Annotated in this window: 15 protein-coding genes; 6 read left to right on the top strand and 9 right to left on the bottom strand. The window is 64.3% G+C overall.

Going from position 1 to position 17,130, the window contains the following annotated elements:
• Nucleotides 1-215: 215 nt before the first annotated feature.
• The 4 genes from ACFPO9_RS15130 to ACFPO9_RS15115 form a co-directional block, all read right to left on the bottom strand.
• Nucleotides 216-638, bottom strand: a complete 423-nt coding sequence (locus ACFPO9_RS15130; protein ID WP_379771946.1) for a gamma-butyrobetaine hydroxylase family protein — start codon at nt 636-638, stop codon at nt 216-218.
• 67 nt (nt 639-705) lie between these two features.
• A complete protein-coding gene (locus ACFPO9_RS15125; protein ID WP_379771945.1) occupies nt 706-1,143 on the bottom strand; it encodes an HIT family protein in 438 nt (145 codons plus the stop codon).
• Nucleotides 1,140-5,150 carry a DUF3683 domain-containing protein gene (locus ACFPO9_RS15120; RefSeq protein WP_379771944.1) on the bottom strand — a complete coding sequence of 1,337 codons (4,011 nt, stop codon included), beginning with the start codon at nt 5,148-5,150 and terminating at the stop codon, nt 1,140-1,142. The genes ACFPO9_RS15125 and ACFPO9_RS15120 overlap by 4 nt, the downstream gene beginning before the upstream one ends.
• Before the next feature lie 197 nt (nt 5,151-5,347).
• A complete protein-coding gene (locus tag ACFPO9_RS15115) occupies nt 5,348-6,586 on the bottom strand; it encodes an NADH:flavin oxidoreductase/NADH oxidase family protein (RefSeq protein WP_379771943.1) in 1,239 nt (412 codons plus the stop codon).
• Between the two features lie 69 nt (nt 6,587-6,655).
• Here ACFPO9_RS15115 and ACFPO9_RS15110 point away from each other — a divergent pair, with 69 nt between their 5' ends.
• On the top strand, nt 6,656-7,060 hold the full coding sequence (locus tag ACFPO9_RS15110; RefSeq protein WP_379771942.1) for a MerR family transcriptional regulator: 405 nt from the start codon (nt 6,656-6,658) through the stop codon (nt 7,058-7,060).
• A 156-nt stretch (nt 7,061-7,216) separates the two neighbouring features.
• On the opposite strand, the gene ACFPO9_RS15105 is transcribed toward ACFPO9_RS15110, so the two are convergent.
• Nucleotides 7,217-7,717, bottom strand: coding sequence for a YqaA family protein (locus tag ACFPO9_RS15105; protein WP_379771941.1), 501 nt, complete (start codon nt 7,715-7,717; stop codon nt 7,217-7,219).
• Between the two features lie 98 nt (nt 7,718-7,815).
• Here ACFPO9_RS15105 and ilvA point away from each other — a divergent pair, with 98 nt between their 5' ends.
• From ilvA to rapZ, 5 genes are all read left to right on the top strand, one after another.
• Nucleotides 7,816-9,420, top strand: coding sequence for a threonine ammonia-lyase, biosynthetic (gene ilvA, locus ACFPO9_RS15100; RefSeq protein ID WP_379772143.1), 1,605 nt, complete (start codon nt 7,816-7,818; stop codon nt 9,418-9,420).
• Between the two features lie 152 nt (nt 9,421-9,572).
• Nucleotides 9,573-10,403, top strand: a complete 831-nt coding sequence (queF, locus tag ACFPO9_RS15095) for an NADPH-dependent 7-cyano-7-deazaguanine reductase QueF (RefSeq protein ID WP_379771940.1) — start codon at nt 9,573-9,575, stop codon at nt 10,401-10,403.
• Nucleotides 10,404-10,751: 348 nt separating this feature from the next.
• Entirely contained in the window at nt 10,752-11,234 is a 483-nt protein-coding gene (locus ACFPO9_RS15090; protein ID WP_379771939.1) for a PTS sugar transporter subunit IIA, read from the top strand.
• A 9-nt stretch (nt 11,235-11,243) separates the two neighbouring features.
• Nucleotides 11,244-12,179 (top strand): HPr(Ser) kinase/phosphatase, encoded by a 936-nt coding sequence (gene hprK / locus ACFPO9_RS15085; RefSeq protein WP_230024320.1) that lies wholly within the window; start codon nt 11,244-11,246, stop codon nt 12,177-12,179.
• A 34-nt stretch (nt 12,180-12,213) separates the two neighbouring features.
• Nucleotides 12,214-13,077 (top strand): RNase adapter RapZ, encoded by an 864-nt coding sequence (gene rapZ / locus ACFPO9_RS15080; protein WP_379771938.1) that lies wholly within the window; start codon nt 12,214-12,216, stop codon nt 13,075-13,077.
• Between the two features lie 129 nt (nt 13,078-13,206).
• Here rapZ and ACFPO9_RS15075 read toward each other — a convergent pair whose 3' ends face one another.
• From ACFPO9_RS15075 to hpf, 4 genes are all read right to left on the bottom strand, one after another.
• On the bottom strand, nt 13,207-14,607 hold the full coding sequence (locus tag ACFPO9_RS15075) for a GntP family permease (RefSeq protein ID WP_379771937.1): 1,401 nt from the start codon (nt 14,605-14,607) through the stop codon (nt 13,207-13,209).
• Nucleotides 14,608-14,708: 101 nt separating this feature from the next.
• The gene (locus ACFPO9_RS15070; RefSeq protein ID WP_379771936.1) at nt 14,709-15,515 is read right to left on the bottom strand and encodes an APH(3') family aminoglycoside O-phosphotransferase; all 807 of its coding nucleotides are present in this window, start codon (nt 15,513-15,515) and stop codon (nt 14,709-14,711) included.
• Nucleotides 15,516-15,561: 46 nt separating this feature from the next.
• Nucleotides 15,562-16,647: an enoyl-CoA hydratase/isomerase family protein gene (locus tag ACFPO9_RS15065; RefSeq protein ID WP_379771935.1), complete on the bottom strand. Its 1,086-nt coding sequence runs from the start codon at nt 16,645-16,647 to the stop codon at nt 15,562-15,564.
• A gap of 105 nt (nt 16,648-16,752) precedes the next feature.
• Nucleotides 16,753-17,121 (bottom strand): ribosome hibernation-promoting factor, HPF/YfiA family, encoded by a 369-nt coding sequence (hpf, locus tag ACFPO9_RS15060; protein ID WP_379771934.1) that lies wholly within the window; start codon nt 17,119-17,121, stop codon nt 16,753-16,755.
• Nucleotides 17,122-17,130: the final 9 nt, after the last annotated feature.

Genomic DNA, 17,130 nt, shown 5'->3' with positions numbered 1-17,130 from the left:
GCTCAAAAAAAGCGCCGTGCGGGTTTCGCCGGCGCTTTTTTCGTTGACGTGGTGCTTAGAACCTATCCCAGTAGGGAGGAGGAAGTTGATGACGATGCATGGCAAGCGCGGGCCAGGCGCGAGGAGGCCGCATGGCGAGCCATGCAACGACGAGCAACGCCGCACGCGCTTGTCAGGCGCGTCAGCAACGACTCATTCCCTACTGGGATAGGTTCTTAATGGTGATGGCCGCAGCCGCTGGCGGCTTTGGCGGGCGCGCCCGGCAGCACCGAACCCGGCTCGCGTCCGCTGTCGCCCGCGAAGCCGTCCGCGTGCAGGCGCTGCAGGTAATCCTGCCACAGCGCCTGCTCTTCCTTGCCCAGCTTGTACAGGTAATCCCAGGTGTAGATGCCGGACTCGTGGCCGTCGGTGAACAGCGGCTTGATGGCGTAATTGCCGACCGGCTCGACACCCTTGATGCCGACTTCCCGCTTGCCGACCTGCAGCACTTCCTGGCCGGGGCCGTGGCCTTTGACTTCGGCCGAGGGGGAATAGACCCGCATCAATTCGAAGGGGATGGCGAAGGCGGTGCCGTCGTCGAAGCTGATTTCGAGGATCCGGGATTGCTGGCGGATGGTGAGCTTGGTTGGGGTGGGCATGATCTGTTGACCTAGCGATGAGAGTTAGCGCGGGAACGACGTGCTGAAGCAGCGGATTGCTGTAATTTTAGCCGTTCGCGAACTTTCGCTCGATCGCCCGTTTCAATTCCGGCACCAGCCCCCGCCGCGCCTCGAGCACCTCAGCCGGCGTCTCCCGCACCGCCTGCGCCCAGACCGGCGCCGGAAAATGCGCGTCGTCCGCATAGCGCGGAATCACATGCCAGTGCAAATGCGGCACCACGTTCCCGAGGCTGGCCACGTTCACCTTCAGCGGCTGCATTACCTCGCGCACCGCCTGCTCCAGCTTCCAGACGGCCTCGTTGAGCAGCAGGCGGTCTTCGTCCGCCAGGTCGCTCACTTCGCGCACATGCTCGTTCCAGATCACGCGGGCGAAGCCGGGGTAGTTGGCCTCGTTCGCCAGGATCACCGAGAACTTGTCGTTCGCGGCCACTTTCGCCGACGCCGCCAGTTCGCACAGCTCGCAGCCACTCACCGTGAACGTCATACCAGCACCCTTTCGATACCGCCGTTGTTGGCGTTGGCCACGTAGTTCGGCAGCCAGTTCTCGCCCAGCAGATGCCGCGCGATCTCGACCACGATGTAGTCGGCGGTCGTGCCCGAATCGTCGTTGTAGCGCGACAGGCCCTGCAGGCATGACGGGCAGCTGGTCAGGATTTTCACGTCGCCCTTGAAGCCGTCGGCGCGCAGTTTATCCGCGCCCTTCTCCATCTCTTCTTCCTTGCGGAAGCGGACCTGGGTCGCAATGTCCGGGCGGCTCACGGCAAAGGTGCCCGACTCGCCGCAGCAGCGGTCGTTCTTCTCGATCTTCACGTTGTCGACGGTCTGGACCAGCGCGTTCACGGTCTTGATCGAATCCTGCAGCTTCATCGGCGTGTGGCAGGGATCGTGGTACATGTAGCGGGTGCCGGTCACGCCTTCCAGCTTGACGCCCTTCTCGAGCAGGTACTCGTGGATGTCCATGATGCGGCAGCCCGGGAAGATCTTCTCGAACTCGTAGGTCGCCAATTGATCGTAGCAGGTGCCGCAGGACACCAGCACCGTCTTGATGTCCAGGTAGTTCAGGGTGTTCGCCATGCGGTGGAACAGCACGCGGTTATCCGTCATCATCTTGTCGGCCTTGTCGTACTGGCCGGCGCCGCGCTGCGGATAGCCGCAGCACAGGTAACCTGGCGGCAGCACGGTCTGCACGCCCACTTCCCACAGCATCGCCTGGGTCGCCAGGCCCACCTGCGAGAACAGGCGCTCGGAGCCGCAGCCCGGGAAGTAGAACACCGCTTCCGTGTCCGCGTTGGTGAGCTTCGGATTGCGGATGATGGGAATGACCTTGTCGTCCTCGATGTCGAGCAGGGCGCGCGCGGTCTTCTTCGGCAGGTTGCCCGGCATCTTCTTGTTCACGAAGTGGATCACCTGCTCGCGGATCGGCGCCTTGCCCGTGGTCGGGGGCGGCGCCTTGGTCTGTTCCTTGGCCACCGCCTTCAGCACGCTGGCGCCGAGGCGCTGCGCCTTGTAGCCCCAATCGACCATCGCCTTGCGGGTGGCGTTGATGGTGGTCGGGTCGGTCGCGTTCAGGAAGAACATGGCGGCGCGGTTGGCCGGCTTGAAGCTGCGCTTGTCCATCTTGCGCAGCAGGTTACGCATGTTCATCGAGACATCGCCGAAGTCGATGTTGACCGGGCACGGCGTCACGCACTTGTGGCACACGGTGCAGTGGTCGGAGACGTCTTCGAATTCTTCCCAGTGCCGGATCGAGACGCCGCGGCGGGTCTGTTCTTCATACAAAAAGGCTTCGATCAGCGCGGAGGTCGCGAGGATCTTGTCGCGCGGCGAATACAGCAGGTTCGATTGCGGCACGTGCGTCGTGCAGACCGGCTTGCATTTCCCGCAGCGCAGGCAGTCCTTGATGCTGTTGGCGATGGCGCCGATGTCGCTCTGCTGCATGATCAGCGACTCGTGGCCCATCAGGCCGAAGGACGGCGTGTAGGCGTTGCGCAGGTCGGCGTAGGCGGTATCGGTGTTGAGCAGCTTGCCCTTGTTGAAGCGGCCTTCCGGATCGACGCGCTTTTTATACTCGCGGAAGTCGTGGATCTCTTCGTCGGTCAGGAATTCGAGCTTGGTGATGCCGATGCCGTGTTCGCCCGAGATCACGCCGTCCAGCGAGCGGGCCAGCTTCATGATGCGCTCGACGGCTTTATGGGCGTCCTGCAGCATCGCGTAATCGTCCGAATTCACCGGCAGGTTGGTGTGGACGTTGCCGTCGCCCGCGTGCATGTGCAGCGCCACGAACACGCGCGAGCGCAGCACGCGCTGGTGGATGGCGGTGGCCTCGTCCAGGATCGGCTTGTACGCCGCGCCGTTGAAGATGTGGCGCAGCGGCGCGCGGATGTCCTGCTTCCACGAGACCCACACCGTGTGGTCCTGGACCACATCGAACAGCGTCGCCTGCGGCTGCGCCGAGATGCGGCGCTCGAAGGTATCGTGGAAGCCGTCCAGGCCGAATTCGGCCAGCTTGGCGCGCACGGCGGCCAGCGGCTGGTCGAGATTCGCCAGCAGCCAGCCCCAGCGCGCCGCGGTCTTCGCCAGCAGTTCCTCGGCCTGCTGCGGACGGTCGCCCATGATTTCTTCCTTCGACACGCCCTCGCCGGTGGTGTCGTCGGTCTTGGCCACTTCCAGCTGGCCGGAGGCGACCAGGGCGTGCAATTCACCGGCCAGCTGCAGCTTGTTCTTGATCGACAGCTCGATGTTGATGCGCTCGATGCCGTCCGTGTATTCGCCCATGCGGTTCAGGGGAATCACCACGTCTTCGTTGATCTTGAAGGCGTTGGTGTGGCGTGCGATGGCGGCCGTGCGGGCGCGGTCCAGCCAGAATTTTTTCCTGGCTTCCGCGCTGACGGCAATGAAGCCTTCGCCGACGCGGGTGTTCGCGATGCGCACCACTTCCGATGCGGCCTGCGCGACAGCATTCTCGTCGTCGCCGACGATGTCGCCGAACAGCGCCATCTTCGGCAGCGTGCCGCGCTTGGATTTGGTGGCGTAGCCGACCGCGCGCAGGTAGCGCTCGTCGAGGTGCTCCAGGCCCGCCAGGCGCAGGCTTTCGAATTCCGGCTTGCCGTTCCTGGGCAGGCTGTCCAGGTAATCCTTGATCTCGACGATCGACGGAATCGCATCGCGCGCCTGGCCGAAGAATTCCAGCGCCACGGTGCGCGTGAACTTCGGCATCTTGTGCAGGATCCAGCGGCTGGAGGTGATCAGGCCGTCCGTGCCTTCTTTCTGGATGCCCGGCAGGCCGGCCAGGAATTTGTCGGTGACGTCCTTGCCCAGGCCTTCCTTGCGGAAGCGGCGGCCTTCGATACTGAGCATCTCGGTGCGGAACGGCGCTCCCCTGGGCGCGCCCTTCTCCGACGGATGCGTCCATTCGAGTTTAAACGTCGCGACCGGGGCGTCGTGGATCTTGCCGAGGTTGTGGTCGACGCGGGTCACGTCCAGCCAGTCGCCGTTCGGGTCGACCATGCGCCAGGAAGCGAGATTGTCGAGCGCCGTCCCCCACAGCACGGCCTTCTTGCCGCCCGCATTCATGGCGATGTTCCCGCCGATGCAGGAGGCGTGGGCCGAGGTCGGATCGACCGCGAACACGAAGCCGGCCTTCTCGGCGGCCTGCGAGACGCGCTGGGTCACCACGCCGGCGCCGGTGTAGATGGTCGCGTACTCGCGCTCCACGCCTGGCAGGCGGCTCATCTCGACCTCGCCCATGCCGATCAGCTTTTCGGTATTGATTACCGCCGACATCGGGCTCAGGGGAATTGCGCCGCCCGTGTAACCGGTGCCGCCGCCGCGCGGGATGATGGTCAGCCCGAGTTCGATGCAGCCCTTCACCAGGCCGGCCATCTCGTCCTCGGTGTCCGGCACCAGCACCAGGAAAGGATACTCGACGCGCCAGTCGGTGGCGTCGGTGACGTGCGAGGTGCGGTGCATGCCGTCGAAGCGGATGTTGCGCTTGTCCGTGTAGCGGCCCAGCACGGCCTTGGCGCGCTTGCGCAGGTCGTACATCTCGCGGAACTCGCGGCCGAAGTCGTCGACCGCCTTGCGGGCCGCTTCGAGCAGCTGTTCGACCGCCAGGCTGCGCGCGGCGCTGGTGGCGGCGTCGAGGTTCTCGCTGGCGTCCACCGTCAGCCGGCGCTTGTCGACTTCGGCCAGGCGGTGATGCAGGGCTTCGATCAGCTTGGCGCGCCGCTTCGGGTTGTCCAGCATGTCGTCCTGCAGATACGGGTTGCGGCGCACCACCCAGATGTCGCCCAGGACTTCGTACAGCATGCGTGCCGAACGGCCGGTCTGGCGTGCGCCGCGCAGTTCGTCCAGCAGGCGCCACGAGGATTCGCCCAGCAGCCGGATCACGATCTCGCGATCGGAGAACGAAGTGTAGTTGTAGGGGATTTCGCGCAGGCGGGCGGGCGCGTTTTCTTCGAGCAGGGCGTGGATGTTTGCTGGAGCGTTCATGGGCTATCGGATGCTGACGAACTGGCGCGTAGGGGGCCTTCATTCTAGCTTATTGCGATGCACCACGCTGGACGTCGAGCGATTTTTACAAGACCGATTTAGCACAAACGTTGGAAAAACGGGCTTTCATGCAAATTTCAGATGCACAAAAGCCCGTTTGTGCAGCGAAAACTCGGCCCCGTAAGCAAGTCGGCATCTTAACCACGCTGGGTCGATGCCGCCCTGCTCCAGCTCCGGTAGCGGCGCGTCAGGCGCAGGCCGCGCAACTGGTCGAGCACCAGCGTGACGACGGGGCTGTAGGCGGCCAGTGCCCCGCCGCCCTTGGCCAACGCATGCAGGCGGCGCCGCACCAGCGCCATCTGCGCGAGGCTGGTCAGCGCCTTGTCCTGCCAGGCGACGGCCGGCATGCGGGCCACCGGCTCCCTCCCTGCCTGCCACTGGCGCGGCAAATCGGGCACGGCGGCCAGCGCAGTGCCGATGCCGACAATGGCGACGCCGCTTTGCAATACCTGCTCGGCGATGGCGCGGCGTGCAATGCCGCCGGTTGTCATCAGCGGCATCCGCGCAACTGCGGTGAGCTCGCGGGCGAATTCGAGGAAGTAGGCTTCGCGCGCAAGCGTGCGGCCATCGGCGGTGCGGCCCTGCATGGCGGGGCTCTCGTAACTGCCGCCCGACAGCTCGACCAGGTCGACGCGCTCGGCGTTCAGCATCGCCAGCACCTGCTTCGCATCGTCTTCGGAAAAGCCGCCGCGCTGGAAGTCGGCGGAATTCAGCTTCACGGCGACGCAAAAGCCCGGCGCCACGCGGGCGCGCACCGCCCGCACCACCTCCAGCAGCAGGCGCGCGCGATGCGCGAGGCTGCCGCCCCAGGCATCGTCGCGACGGTTGGTCAGCGGTGACAGGAATTGCGAGATCAAATAGCCGTGCGCCGCGTGGATCTGCACGCCCGTGAAGCCGGCCTGCGCGGCCGCATGCGCGGTGGCGGCGAAGCGTTCGATCACTTCCGCGATATCGGCCGCCGTCATCGCCACCGGCTGCGCAAACATCTTGCTGTGCTTGCCCAGGTCCAGCGCCACCGCCGACGGCGCCCACGCCAATCCTCCCATGTTCGCCATCACCTGGCGGCCCGGGTGAGATATCTGCATCCATACCTGCGCGCCATGCGCGCGCGCCGCCCGCGCCCATGCCGTGAACGGCGCCAGCGGCGTGCCGGCTTCGAGGGCGATGGTGCCCGGCCCGGTCAGCGCACGGCGGTCGACCATCACGTTGCCGGTGATGAGCAGGCCCGCGCCGCCTTCGGCCCAGCGCTGGTACAGGCGCTGGATGCGCGGCCCCGGCAACTGGCCGGCGTCGGCAAGGGTTTCTTCCATCGCGGCCTTGGCCAGGCGGTTGGGGACGACGGCGCCGTTCGGCAGGGTCAGGGGCGTGAAGAGCATGGTCGGGTCTCGGAATCGTCAGGGATGCGTTATCCTAAGCTTGAAGTCAACTTGAAGGTCAAGCATCAAATGAAAATCGGCGAACTGGCGGAGCGGTCCGGCATTCCGGCATCGACCATCCGCTACTACGAGAAAGAAGGGCTGCTGCCGAAGGCGCAGCGCGGCGCGAACGGTTACCGGGTCTACCAGGACAGCGCGCTGGAGCGGCTGGACCTGATCCAGCTCGGCCAGAAACTGGGCTTTTCGCTGGACACGATCCGGCGCATCGCCGCGCTGCAGGGCGCCGCGCTCAAGGACGCGCTGCTCGGCCAACTGGAGGCCCGGCTGGAAGAGATCGACCGCCTGCGCGCCATCCTCGATGCCCAGCGCAGCTCGGTGGCCGGTGCGAAGGAACGGGTGCTGGCGGCCCTGGCGCGCGGCGAGTGCCGGGTCGAAGCGGCGTGGACCACCGACGAGTGCTTCAGGAAGACTTAGAACCTATCCCAGTAGGGAATGAGTCGTTGCTGACGCGCCTGACAAGCGCGTGCGGCGTTGCTCGTCGTTGCATGGCTCGCCATGCGGCCTCCTCGCGCCTGGCCCGCGCTTGCCATGCATCGTCATCAACTTCCTCCTCCCTACTGGGATAGGTTCTTAGAACCAGCGGCTGGTCATGTCGCCGAGCGCCTTCCACCACCCATCCGGAACATACAGCAAGGTCGCGGTCATGAAGATATAGCGCCCGAACTTGCCGATCGCCATGTAGCCCACGCTGGGCCAGAACGGCAGGTGCAGCCAGCCGGCCAGGGTGCAGAGCGGATCGCCGATGCCCGGCACCCAGGACAGCAGCATGGTCTTGGAACCGTAGCGCGCCAGCCAGTGGAACCAGCGCGACTTCCTCTCCTTGGCGAAGGCGACCTTGGCGCGGTAGCCGATCCAGTAGTCGACCGCGCCGCCCAGCGTGTTGCCGAGGGTGGCGACCAGTATCGCCGGCCAGAACATCGCCGGATTGGCTTTCACCACCGCGAACACGGCCGGCTCCGAACCCAGCGGCAACAGGGTGGCGGAGACGAAAGCGATCAGGAAGACGGAGGTGAGCCCGACGGCCGGTGCAGCGAGGATTTTCAGCAGCCAGAGGACGGCGGACTCGATCATGAGAGGGTCATGTTGATAGTGGACGAGTCCATTATAATGAGGAAAAACCCAGCATCACGACACGGTAGGCCCCGCTCCACCGAGCCTTGCCCGCCACACTGAACGCCTCACAGCTTACCGCCAGCAGGACAGTCCAGCGTCGCCCGGAATCCAGACACTTCAAATCCGCCATGACTACCGACTACCTCAAGAAAATCCTGACCGCGCGCGTCTACGACGTGGCCCAGGAAACCCCGCTCGAACTCGCGCCGACGCTGTCCCAGCGCTTCGCCAACCGCATCTATTTCAAGCGCGAGGACATGCAGAGCGTGTTCAGCTTCAAGCTGCGCGGCGCCTACAACAAGATGGCCCACCTGACGGCCGAGCAGCTGAAGCGCGGCGTGATCTGCGCCTCGGCCGGCAACCATGCGCAGGGCGTGGCCCTCTCGGCCAGCCGGCTCGGCTGCCGCGCGCTGGTGGTCATGCCGACCACCACGCCGCCGGTGAAGATCAATGCGGTCAAGGCGCGCGGCGGCGCGAATGTCGAAGTCGTGCTGCACGGCGACTCCTATACCGACGCCTACAACCACGCCCTGCTGCTCGAGCGCGAGCAGAAGCTGACCTTCGTGCACCCCTTCGACGATCCTGACGTGATCGCCGGCCAGGGCACGATCGGCATGGAGATCCTGCGCCAGCATTCCGGCCCGATCCATGCGATCTTTGTGGCGATCGGCGGCGGCGGCCTGATCTCGGGCGTGGGCGCCTATGTGAAAGCGGTGCGCCCGGACATCAGGATCATCGGCGTGCAGACCGTCGATTCCGATGCGATGGCAAGAAGTTTAAAAGCCGGCCAGCGCGTCACCTTGCCCGATGTCGGCCTGTTCTCGGACGGCACCGCGGTGAAGCTGGTGGGCGAGGAAACCTTCCGCATCGCCAAGGAAGTGGTCGACGAAATCGTGATCGTCGACACCGATGCAATCTGCGCGGCGATCCAGGACGTGTTCCAGGACACCCGCAGCATCCTCGAGCCGGCCGGCGCGCTGGCGGTGGCCGGCGCCAAGGCCTATGTCGAGCGTTCGCAGATGGGCAAGAACCCGATCAAGGGCGAGACCCTGGTGGCGGTGGCCTGCGGCGCCAACATGAACTTCGACCGCCTGCGCTTCGTGGCCGAACGCGCCGAGGTCGGCGAGGCGCGCGAAGCCGTGTTCGCCGTCACCATCCCCGAGCAGCGCGGCAGCTTCAAACGTTTCTGCTCGCTGGTCGGGCCGCGCAACGTCACCGAATTCAACTACCGCATCAGCGACGAGCGCGAAGCCCATGTTTTCGTCGGCGTGCAGATCGGCGACCGCAGCGAATCGGCGACCGTCGCACGCACCTTCGAGGAACACGGCTTCCGCACCCTCGACCTGAGCCACGACGAACTGGCCAAGCTGCACGTGCGCCACCTGGTGGGCGGCAAGAGCCCGCTGGCCCACGACGAGCTGCTGTACCGCTTCGAATTCCCGGAACGCCCGGGCGCGCTGATGCGCTTCCTGGACAGCATGGCGCCGAACTGGAATATCTCGCTGTTCCACTATCGGAACCAGGGTGGGGATGTGGGGCGGATCCTGGTGGGACTGCAGGTGCCGGGTGGGGAAATGGATGAGTTCAGGGAGTTTCTGGCGAGCCTGGGATATCGTCATTGGGACGAGACGCAAAACCCCGTCTACAAGCTGTTCCTTTGATGTTGCGCGTGGGCACGGAGTGCCCACCCTACCGTAGGGTGGGCGGCCTCCGCCCACGCACTCACCTACGCATCAATTCCTGGAACGGTGTACGATACGCGGCTTTGCCGACGCCGACCGGCACCCACAAGCCGGCGTATCGAGACTGAACCATGACCAATACCCCTGATCAATCGCCACTCGGAAAATCCTCGGCCTACCAGACCCAGTACGCCCCCGAGCTCCTGTTTCCCATCCCGCGCCAGCAGAAGCGCGACGAGCTCGGCCTGACGGGCACGCTGCCCTTCTTCGGCGTCGATATCTGGAATGCCTACGAACTGTCGTGGCTGAACATGCGCGGCAAGCCGCAGGTGGCGATCGCGACCGTGACCGCGCCGGCCGATTCACCCAACATCGTCGAATCGAAGTCGTTCAAGCTCTACCTGAATTCCTTCAACCAGACCCGCCTGGCGAACACGGATGCCCTGCTGGCCCTGCTGCGCGAAGACCTGTCGAATGCCTTCGGCGCGCCGGTGCACGTGGCGCTGACCCTGCCGGAAGACTTCGGCAAGCTGAAGATGGGCGAGCAGGAAGGCCTGCTGCTGGACCGCCTCGACGTCGAGATCGACAGCTATGCGCCGGCGCCCGAATTGCTGCGCGCGAATCACGACGAAGCCGCGGTCGAGGAGACCCTGGTCTCGCACCTGCTGAAATCGAACTGCCTGGTGACCGGGCAGCCGGACTGGGCCAGCGTGCAGATCCATTATGTCGGTCCGCAAATCGACCAGGAAAGCCTGCTGCGCTACCTGATCGGCTTCCGCGAGCACAACGAGTTCCACGAGCAATGTGTCGAACGCATCTTCACCGACATCCTGCGCCACTGCAAACCGAACAAGCTGGCCGTGTATGCCCGCTACACCCGGCGAGGCGGCCTCGACATCAACCCCTGGCGCGCCAATTTCAGCACCGCGAAACCGCCGAATTTGCGCACTGCCCGCCAGTGAAAATCAGCGCACCACCCCCATCTACTGTACGTTTCCAGCGACAGAATCGTGTCGTCGATGTGACGCAGCGTGCATTTCGAGGCCCTGGCGCTGCTTAGGCAGCATTGCAAGATTCGGCTAGAAAATATGAAGGATGGGCCTGAATTTGCCCTTTCCGTTCGTCAAATTTGAAATTTCGTAGCAGAAATTTCGTGAGTATTACAAACGCTTGCGCTCGCTCAAAACGTCATTTTCTGGTGGAGCTAAAACAGCTTGCCGTACAGACGCGAAATCGAATGTCACGGCCATGAAACAGGCCTATAATTCCCGCTCGCAAGTACCTGATGCACCGCAATATCGAAGCGTGATATGACTAATTTAAGCAAAATTCTCTCGCTCGAGAACGTTCAACTGGATTTGGAAGTCTCGAGCAAGAAGCGCGCCTTTGAACAGGCCGGTCTCATTTTCGAGAACAACTGCGGCATTGCCCGCTCGACGGTCTCGGATAACCTGTTCGCGCGCGAACGCCTCGGCTCGACCGGTCTCGGTCATGGCGTGGCCGTGCCGCACGGCCGCATCAAGGGCAGCAAGAGCCTGAAGTCGCCGCTGGCCGCCTTCGTGCGCCTGGCCGAGCCCATTCCCTTCGAATCGCCGGACGGCCAGCCGGTCAGCCTGCTGTTCTTCCTGCTGATCCCGGACCACGTGACCCAGCAGCACCTGGAGATCCTGTCCGAGATCGCCGAACTGTTTTCGGACGAAGCCGTGCGCATTGCGCTGGCCACCGATCCGGACCCGCGCTCGGTGCACGAGCGCATCATCAACTGGCAACCGAGCCTGCAGGCACTGGGGTAAAATCAAGCCATGCTCCAGACCCCGCTGACCATCCAGAGGCTGTACGACGACAATCGCGACAGCCTGCAACTCGGCTGGTTTGCAGGTTTCCCCGGCGGCGAGCGCCTGATCTCGGGCGACGCCGTCTCCGCCGCCGACCAGGTCGGCCACCTGAACCTGATCCACCCGGGCCGCATCCAGGTGTTCGGGCACCAGGAACTGAATTACTACCAGCGTCTCAAGACCGGCTCGCGCAGCCACATGATCGGCGAAATGATCGCGGGCGGCCCGCCGGCCCTGATCATCGCCCAGGGCCTGGACACCCCGCCGGACATCCTCGCCATCTGCGACGAGCAGAACATCCCGCTGTTCTCGACCCCGCTGCCGGCGGCCCAGGTCATCGACTTCCTGCGGGTCTATTTATCGAAGAAACTGGCGCAACGCGTCATCATGCACGGCGTGTTCATGGACGTGCTGGGCGTGGGCGTCCTGATCACCGGCGATTCCGGTCTCGGCAAGAGCGAGCTGGGCCTGGAACTGATCTCGCGTTCGCACGGCCTGGTGGCCGACGACGCGGTCGAATTCTCGCGCATCGCGCCGAACATGATCGAGGGCCGCTGCCCGCCGCTGCTGCAGAACCTGCTCGAAGTGCGCGGCCTCGGCCTGCTGGACATCAAGGCGATCTTCGGCGAGACCGCGGTGCGCCGCAAGATGCGGCTGAAGCTGATCGTCCACCTGGTCAAGCGCGGCGCGCTGGACGAGGAAGTCGAAAGATTACCCTTCCACTTCCCGACCGAAGACGTGCTCGGCCTGCCGATCCGCAAGGTCGTGATTCCTGTCGCGGCCGGTCGCAACATCGCGGTGCTGCTGGAAGCCGCGGTGCGCAATACCATCCTGCAGCTGCGCGGTATCGATACGCTGCAGGAATTCATGGAACGCCAGCGCCAGGCCATGAGCGGCGACTGAGGCAAGGCACTTGCCGATGCGGTATCATCACCGTATGCGCATCGTCCTCATCACCGGTATCTCGGGCTCCGGCAAATCGGTTGCCCTCAATGTCCTCGAAGACGCAGGCTACTACTGCGTCGACAACCTCCCTCCCGCCCTGCTGCCTTCGCTGGTCGAGACAATCAATGGCGCCGACAGCAAGTGCGTGGCCGTCGCGGTCGACGCCCGCAGCGCCGAATCGCTGGCGGAACTGCCGTCCACGGTCCGTACGCTGCGTGAGCATGGCCACGACGTCAAGGTGATGTACCTGACCGCCAGCACCCACTCGCTGGTGGCCCGCTTTTCGGAAACCCGCCGCAGCCACCCGCTGTCGCACGAGCTGCGTCCGGGCGAAAACCCGGCTTCGCGCCGTACGCTGATCGAATGCATTTCGGAGGAGCGCGAGCGCCTGGGCTCGATCGAGAAGCTGGGCCACGTGATCGACACTTCGGAAATGTCGTCCAACAAATTGCGCGCCTGGGTCAAGGAACTGGCCGAAGTCGAATACGCCAAGCTGACCCTGTACTTCGAATCCTTCGCCTTCAAGCGCGGCGTGCCACTGGACGCCGACTTCGTGTTCGACGTGCGCGCCGTGCCGAACCCCTATTACGACCTGACGCTGCGCCCGCTCACCGGCAAGGACGCACCCGTCATCGCCTTCCTCGACGCCCAGCCCCAGGCCACCGAGATGCTGGCCGACATCCGCGCCTTCGTCGCCAAGTGGCTGCCCTCCTTCAAGACCGACAACCGCAGCTACCTGACGGTGGCGGTCGGCTGCACCGGCGGCCAGCACCGCTCGGTGTACATGGCGGAGCGGCTGGGGGCGTATTTCGGCGATACCGAACGGGTGGTTGTGCGGCATCGCGAGCAGCATTGACATCGTCGTCTCCGCGAAGGCGGGGACCCAAGTTTACGGGGCGCAGAGGCAAACGTTCGCAGTAAGCACCGAACTTGGGTTCCCGCTTGCGCGGGAACGACGTGCTAACTACGCGATTGGCGAGCCGACTTAGACCAGCCCAGTCGCATAAAACACCCCAATCACAAAGAACACCGCCAAAGTCTTGATGATCGTGATCGCAAAGATCTCACGATAAGACTCGCGGTGCGTCAGCCCGGTCACCGCCAGCAAGGTGATCACGGCGCCATTGTGCGGCAAGGTATCCATGCCGCCGCTGGCCATCGCCACCACGCGGTGCAGCACCTCGAGAGGAATCTGCGCCGCCTGCGCGCCCTGGACGAACAGGTCGGACATGGCCGCCAGCGCGATGCTCATGCCGCCCGAAGCCGAGCCCGTAATGCCTGCCAGCGAGCTCACCGATACCGCCGCATTCACCAGCGGGTTCGGAATGCCCTTCAGCGCATTGCTGACGACGATGAAACCGGGCAGCGCCGCAACGACCCCGCCGAAGCCGTACTCGGACGCCGTGTTCATCGCCGCCAGCAGGGCGCCGCCGACGGCTTCCTTCGAGCCTGCGGCAAAGCGCTGGCTGACGCGGCGGAAGGCCGTCGCCAGCACCAGCAAAATACCAAGCAACAGCGCGGCTTCGACCGACCAGATCGCCAGCACGGTTTTCACGGTGGCGGTCACCGGGGTATGCACACCCGGCAGCACGTTGGCCGGCACGGTGTAGGCATCGGCGCCGTACCAGACCGGGATCATCTTGGTGAACGCGAAGTTGGCGACGCCGACCAGCACCAGCGGCAGCACGGCGACGACCGGATTCGGCAGCGCTTGCGTCTCGGCGGCCTCGATCGCCTCGGCGTGGGTACCGTAGCCTTCACCCTTGGCCATCGCCGCGCGGCGGCGCCATTCCAGATAGGACAGGCCGACCACGATGATGAACAGCGAGCCGATGGTGCCGAGCACGGGGGCGGCCCAGCCCGTGGTTTTGAAGAAGGTGGTGGGAATGATGTTCTGGATCTGCGGGGTGCCCGGCAGCGAGTCCATCGTGAACGAGAAGGCGCCCAGCGCGATCGCGCCCGGCATCAGCCGCTTCGGGATATTGCTCTGGCGATAGAGCTCAGCCGCGAAGGGATACACCGCGAACACCACCACGAACAGGGACACGCCGCCATAGGTCAGCAGCGCGCATACGGCGACGATCACGGCGTTCGCGCGCGAGCGGCCGATGTAGCGGATGGCGGCCTGCACGATGGATTTCGAGAAGCCGGACATCTCGATCACCTTGCCGAACACGGCGCCGAGCATGAAGACGGGGAAATAGAGTTTCACGAAGCCGACCATCTTTTCCATGAAGATCCCGAAAAAGACCGGCGCCACGGCGGACGGATCGGTGAACAGGACCGCGCCGAGGGCGGCGATCGGTGCGAACAGGATGACGCTGTAGCCGCGGTAGGCGGCCACCATCAGGAAGGCCAGCGCGGCCAGGACGATCAGAAACGACAAAACGGACTCCTCTGTTGTTGTGCTTTATACGGCAATAATTCATTGCCCGATGAAATCATCGCACAAAAACAGTGATGATGTTGCAACGCAGTATCTGTCGTTTAGAAGAACTCGTCGAGCAAGCGATAGAATTCCACGCGCGCCGGATCGGCCTGCATGCCGTAGTGCTTCAGAAAAGGCGCCACCCATTTCTTGCCCAGCGTATCCGCGATGTCGCGCATCGCCAGCGCCAGGTCCTGGTGGCGATCGGCCACGCCCAGGCGTCCGCAATCGATCCAGCCGGCGATGTCGCCGAACAGGTCCACCATCAGGTTCGCAAGACAAGCGTCGCCGTGCGTCACAACCAGGTCTTCCGTGGGCGGCTGCATGGCTTCCAGGCGTGCGAACAAGGTCTCCGGTGACAGCCCAGCGTGCTCCTCGTCGAAGTCTTCCTCGTCGACCAGCCCGGCTTGCATGCGTGCATGGGCGAGCGCGATGCGGGCGTTGGCGCGGTGGTCGAACGGACAGCCGGCGACATCGAGCGCATGCAGCTGGCGCAGCGCCTGCGCGATCAGGCGCACCGCCTCGGAAGCGGGAATGGCGCCGACTTCGCTACCGCATTCGAGGTCGCTGCCCGGCATCTCGTGCAGCAATAGCCAGCCACGGCCGTTCTCTTCGGCAAAATCGATGACCGGCACGCAGGGTATGCCGGCTGCGGCCAGCCAGCGCAGTCGCGCCGCCTCGCCCGCCAGTTCGGACAGGGGCGAGATGCGTTCCGTCTTGAGGAACAAGGACGGACCTAGACGTGGCTCGAGCCGGAACAGCTGCGCCCCGGAAGCGCCGCCGGACTGGAGTTCCCAGCGGCTGCCATGCAGGCGTTCCTGCCAGGATGCAGGCATCTTTTTCTTTACATCGGTCGGGCGTCCCATCGTCCAAGCTCCTCAGGAAGAAAACTGCCAATGCACGCCCGCGTGTTCAGTCCAGGTGCCGCAGCGGATGCGCCCAGTCCGGCCATACCGGCGCGAAGAAACGCGCCACCATCTCCGGGGTGACCTGGGCCAGCGAAGGCGGATTCCACACCGGTGCATTGTCCTTGTCGATCACCAGCGCGCGCACGCCTTCCAGCACTTCGCCATGTTCGAAGTTGCGGCGCACCAGCGAGCGCTCCATGCGCAGGCAATCGGCCACGTCCATCGAAGCGCCGCGCACCAGCATCTCGCGCGTCACGCACATCATCAGCGGCGAACGCTGGCGCATGGCGGCCAGGGCCTTCTGCGCGAAGGGCGCGTCGTCGCCTTCGAGCGAAGACATCACCGCTTCCACCGAAGCCGCGCCGAAGTGCCTGTCGATCGGCGCGCGCTGGGCGGACAGTTCGCTCGCGCCGGCCTGCTGCGCAAACGGCGCCGCAAAGGCGCGGATCGCCTCGGCCAGCTGTGCGCCCGGCGTGGACGCGATCAGCCCGTTCAAGGCCGCCAGTTCGGCAGCCGGCACGAACAGATCCGCCAGGCCGACGTAGAGCGCATCGGCGGCGCCGACGGTCAGCCCCGTCAGGCCCAGATACATGCCGAGCGCGCCCGGCGCATGCGACAGGAAGTGGCTGCCGCCGACGTCCGGGAACAGGCCGATGTTCACTTCGGGCATCGCCATCTTCGTGCGTTCGGTCACGATGCGCAGGCCGCTGTCCGGGCCGCCCTGGGCGATGCCCATGCCGCCGCCCATCACCACGCCATCCATCAGCGAGATGTAGGGCTTCGGATAAAAATGGATCAGGTGGTTCAGCGCGTATTCTTCGGTAAAGAAGTCTTCCAGCAAGGCACTGCCGCCAACAGGCGTCGCATGGCCGGCCTGGTGGAAAAAGCGGATGTCGCCGCCTGCGCACAGGGCTTTCTCGCTGGTGCTGGTGATGACGACCGCGGCGACGTTCGCGTCTTCGCGCCAGGCCAGCAGGGTCTCCGTCAGTGCGCGCACCATCTCCAGCGACAGCGAGTTCAGGGCCTTGGGGCGGTCCAGGGTGATGATGCCGGTGCCGTTGGCAAGCCGGGTCTGCACGTGTTCGCTCATGTTCTTTTATTTATGAAAGGGAAAGCAGTATTGTAGCGCGGCCAAAAAAACGAAAAGGGCGCCAGATGCGCCCTTCGTCTTGCCTATGCTGCGCCAGCGGAACGATCACGCTGCAGCGGCAGCTTCTCCTCCCTCAAGGTCTTCGTTGGCCATGCGTTTTAGTGCTGTGTGACTATGATCCTGCAGCATCTGCTTGTACTTCTGGACCTGGCGGTCGAGACGGTCCATCAGCATGTCGATCGCCGCGTAGAGGTCATGTGCGGCGCTGGCGACGTGAACGATCTTCCCAGCAACACGCAAGTTGATCTCGGCCTTCTGGCGTTTTTCTTTCTCGGTGAGATTGTCTATGCAGAGGATGACGTGGGAGTCGATCACTTGATCGAAATGGCGGGTGATGCGTTCGAGCTTGTTCTGTACGTATTCACGGATTGCTGGGGTTACATCGAGATGATGTCCGCTGATAGTGAGATTCATACACACTCC

Origin of the sequence: Massilia aerilata, assembly GCF_042656905.1 — a bacterium.
Classification (GTDB): Bacteria; Pseudomonadota; Gammaproteobacteria; order Burkholderiales; family Burkholderiaceae_D; genus Telluria; species Telluria aerilata.
Note: the sequence above shows the minus strand (reverse complement) of the source record. Positions and strands in the feature narration are given on the sequence as shown.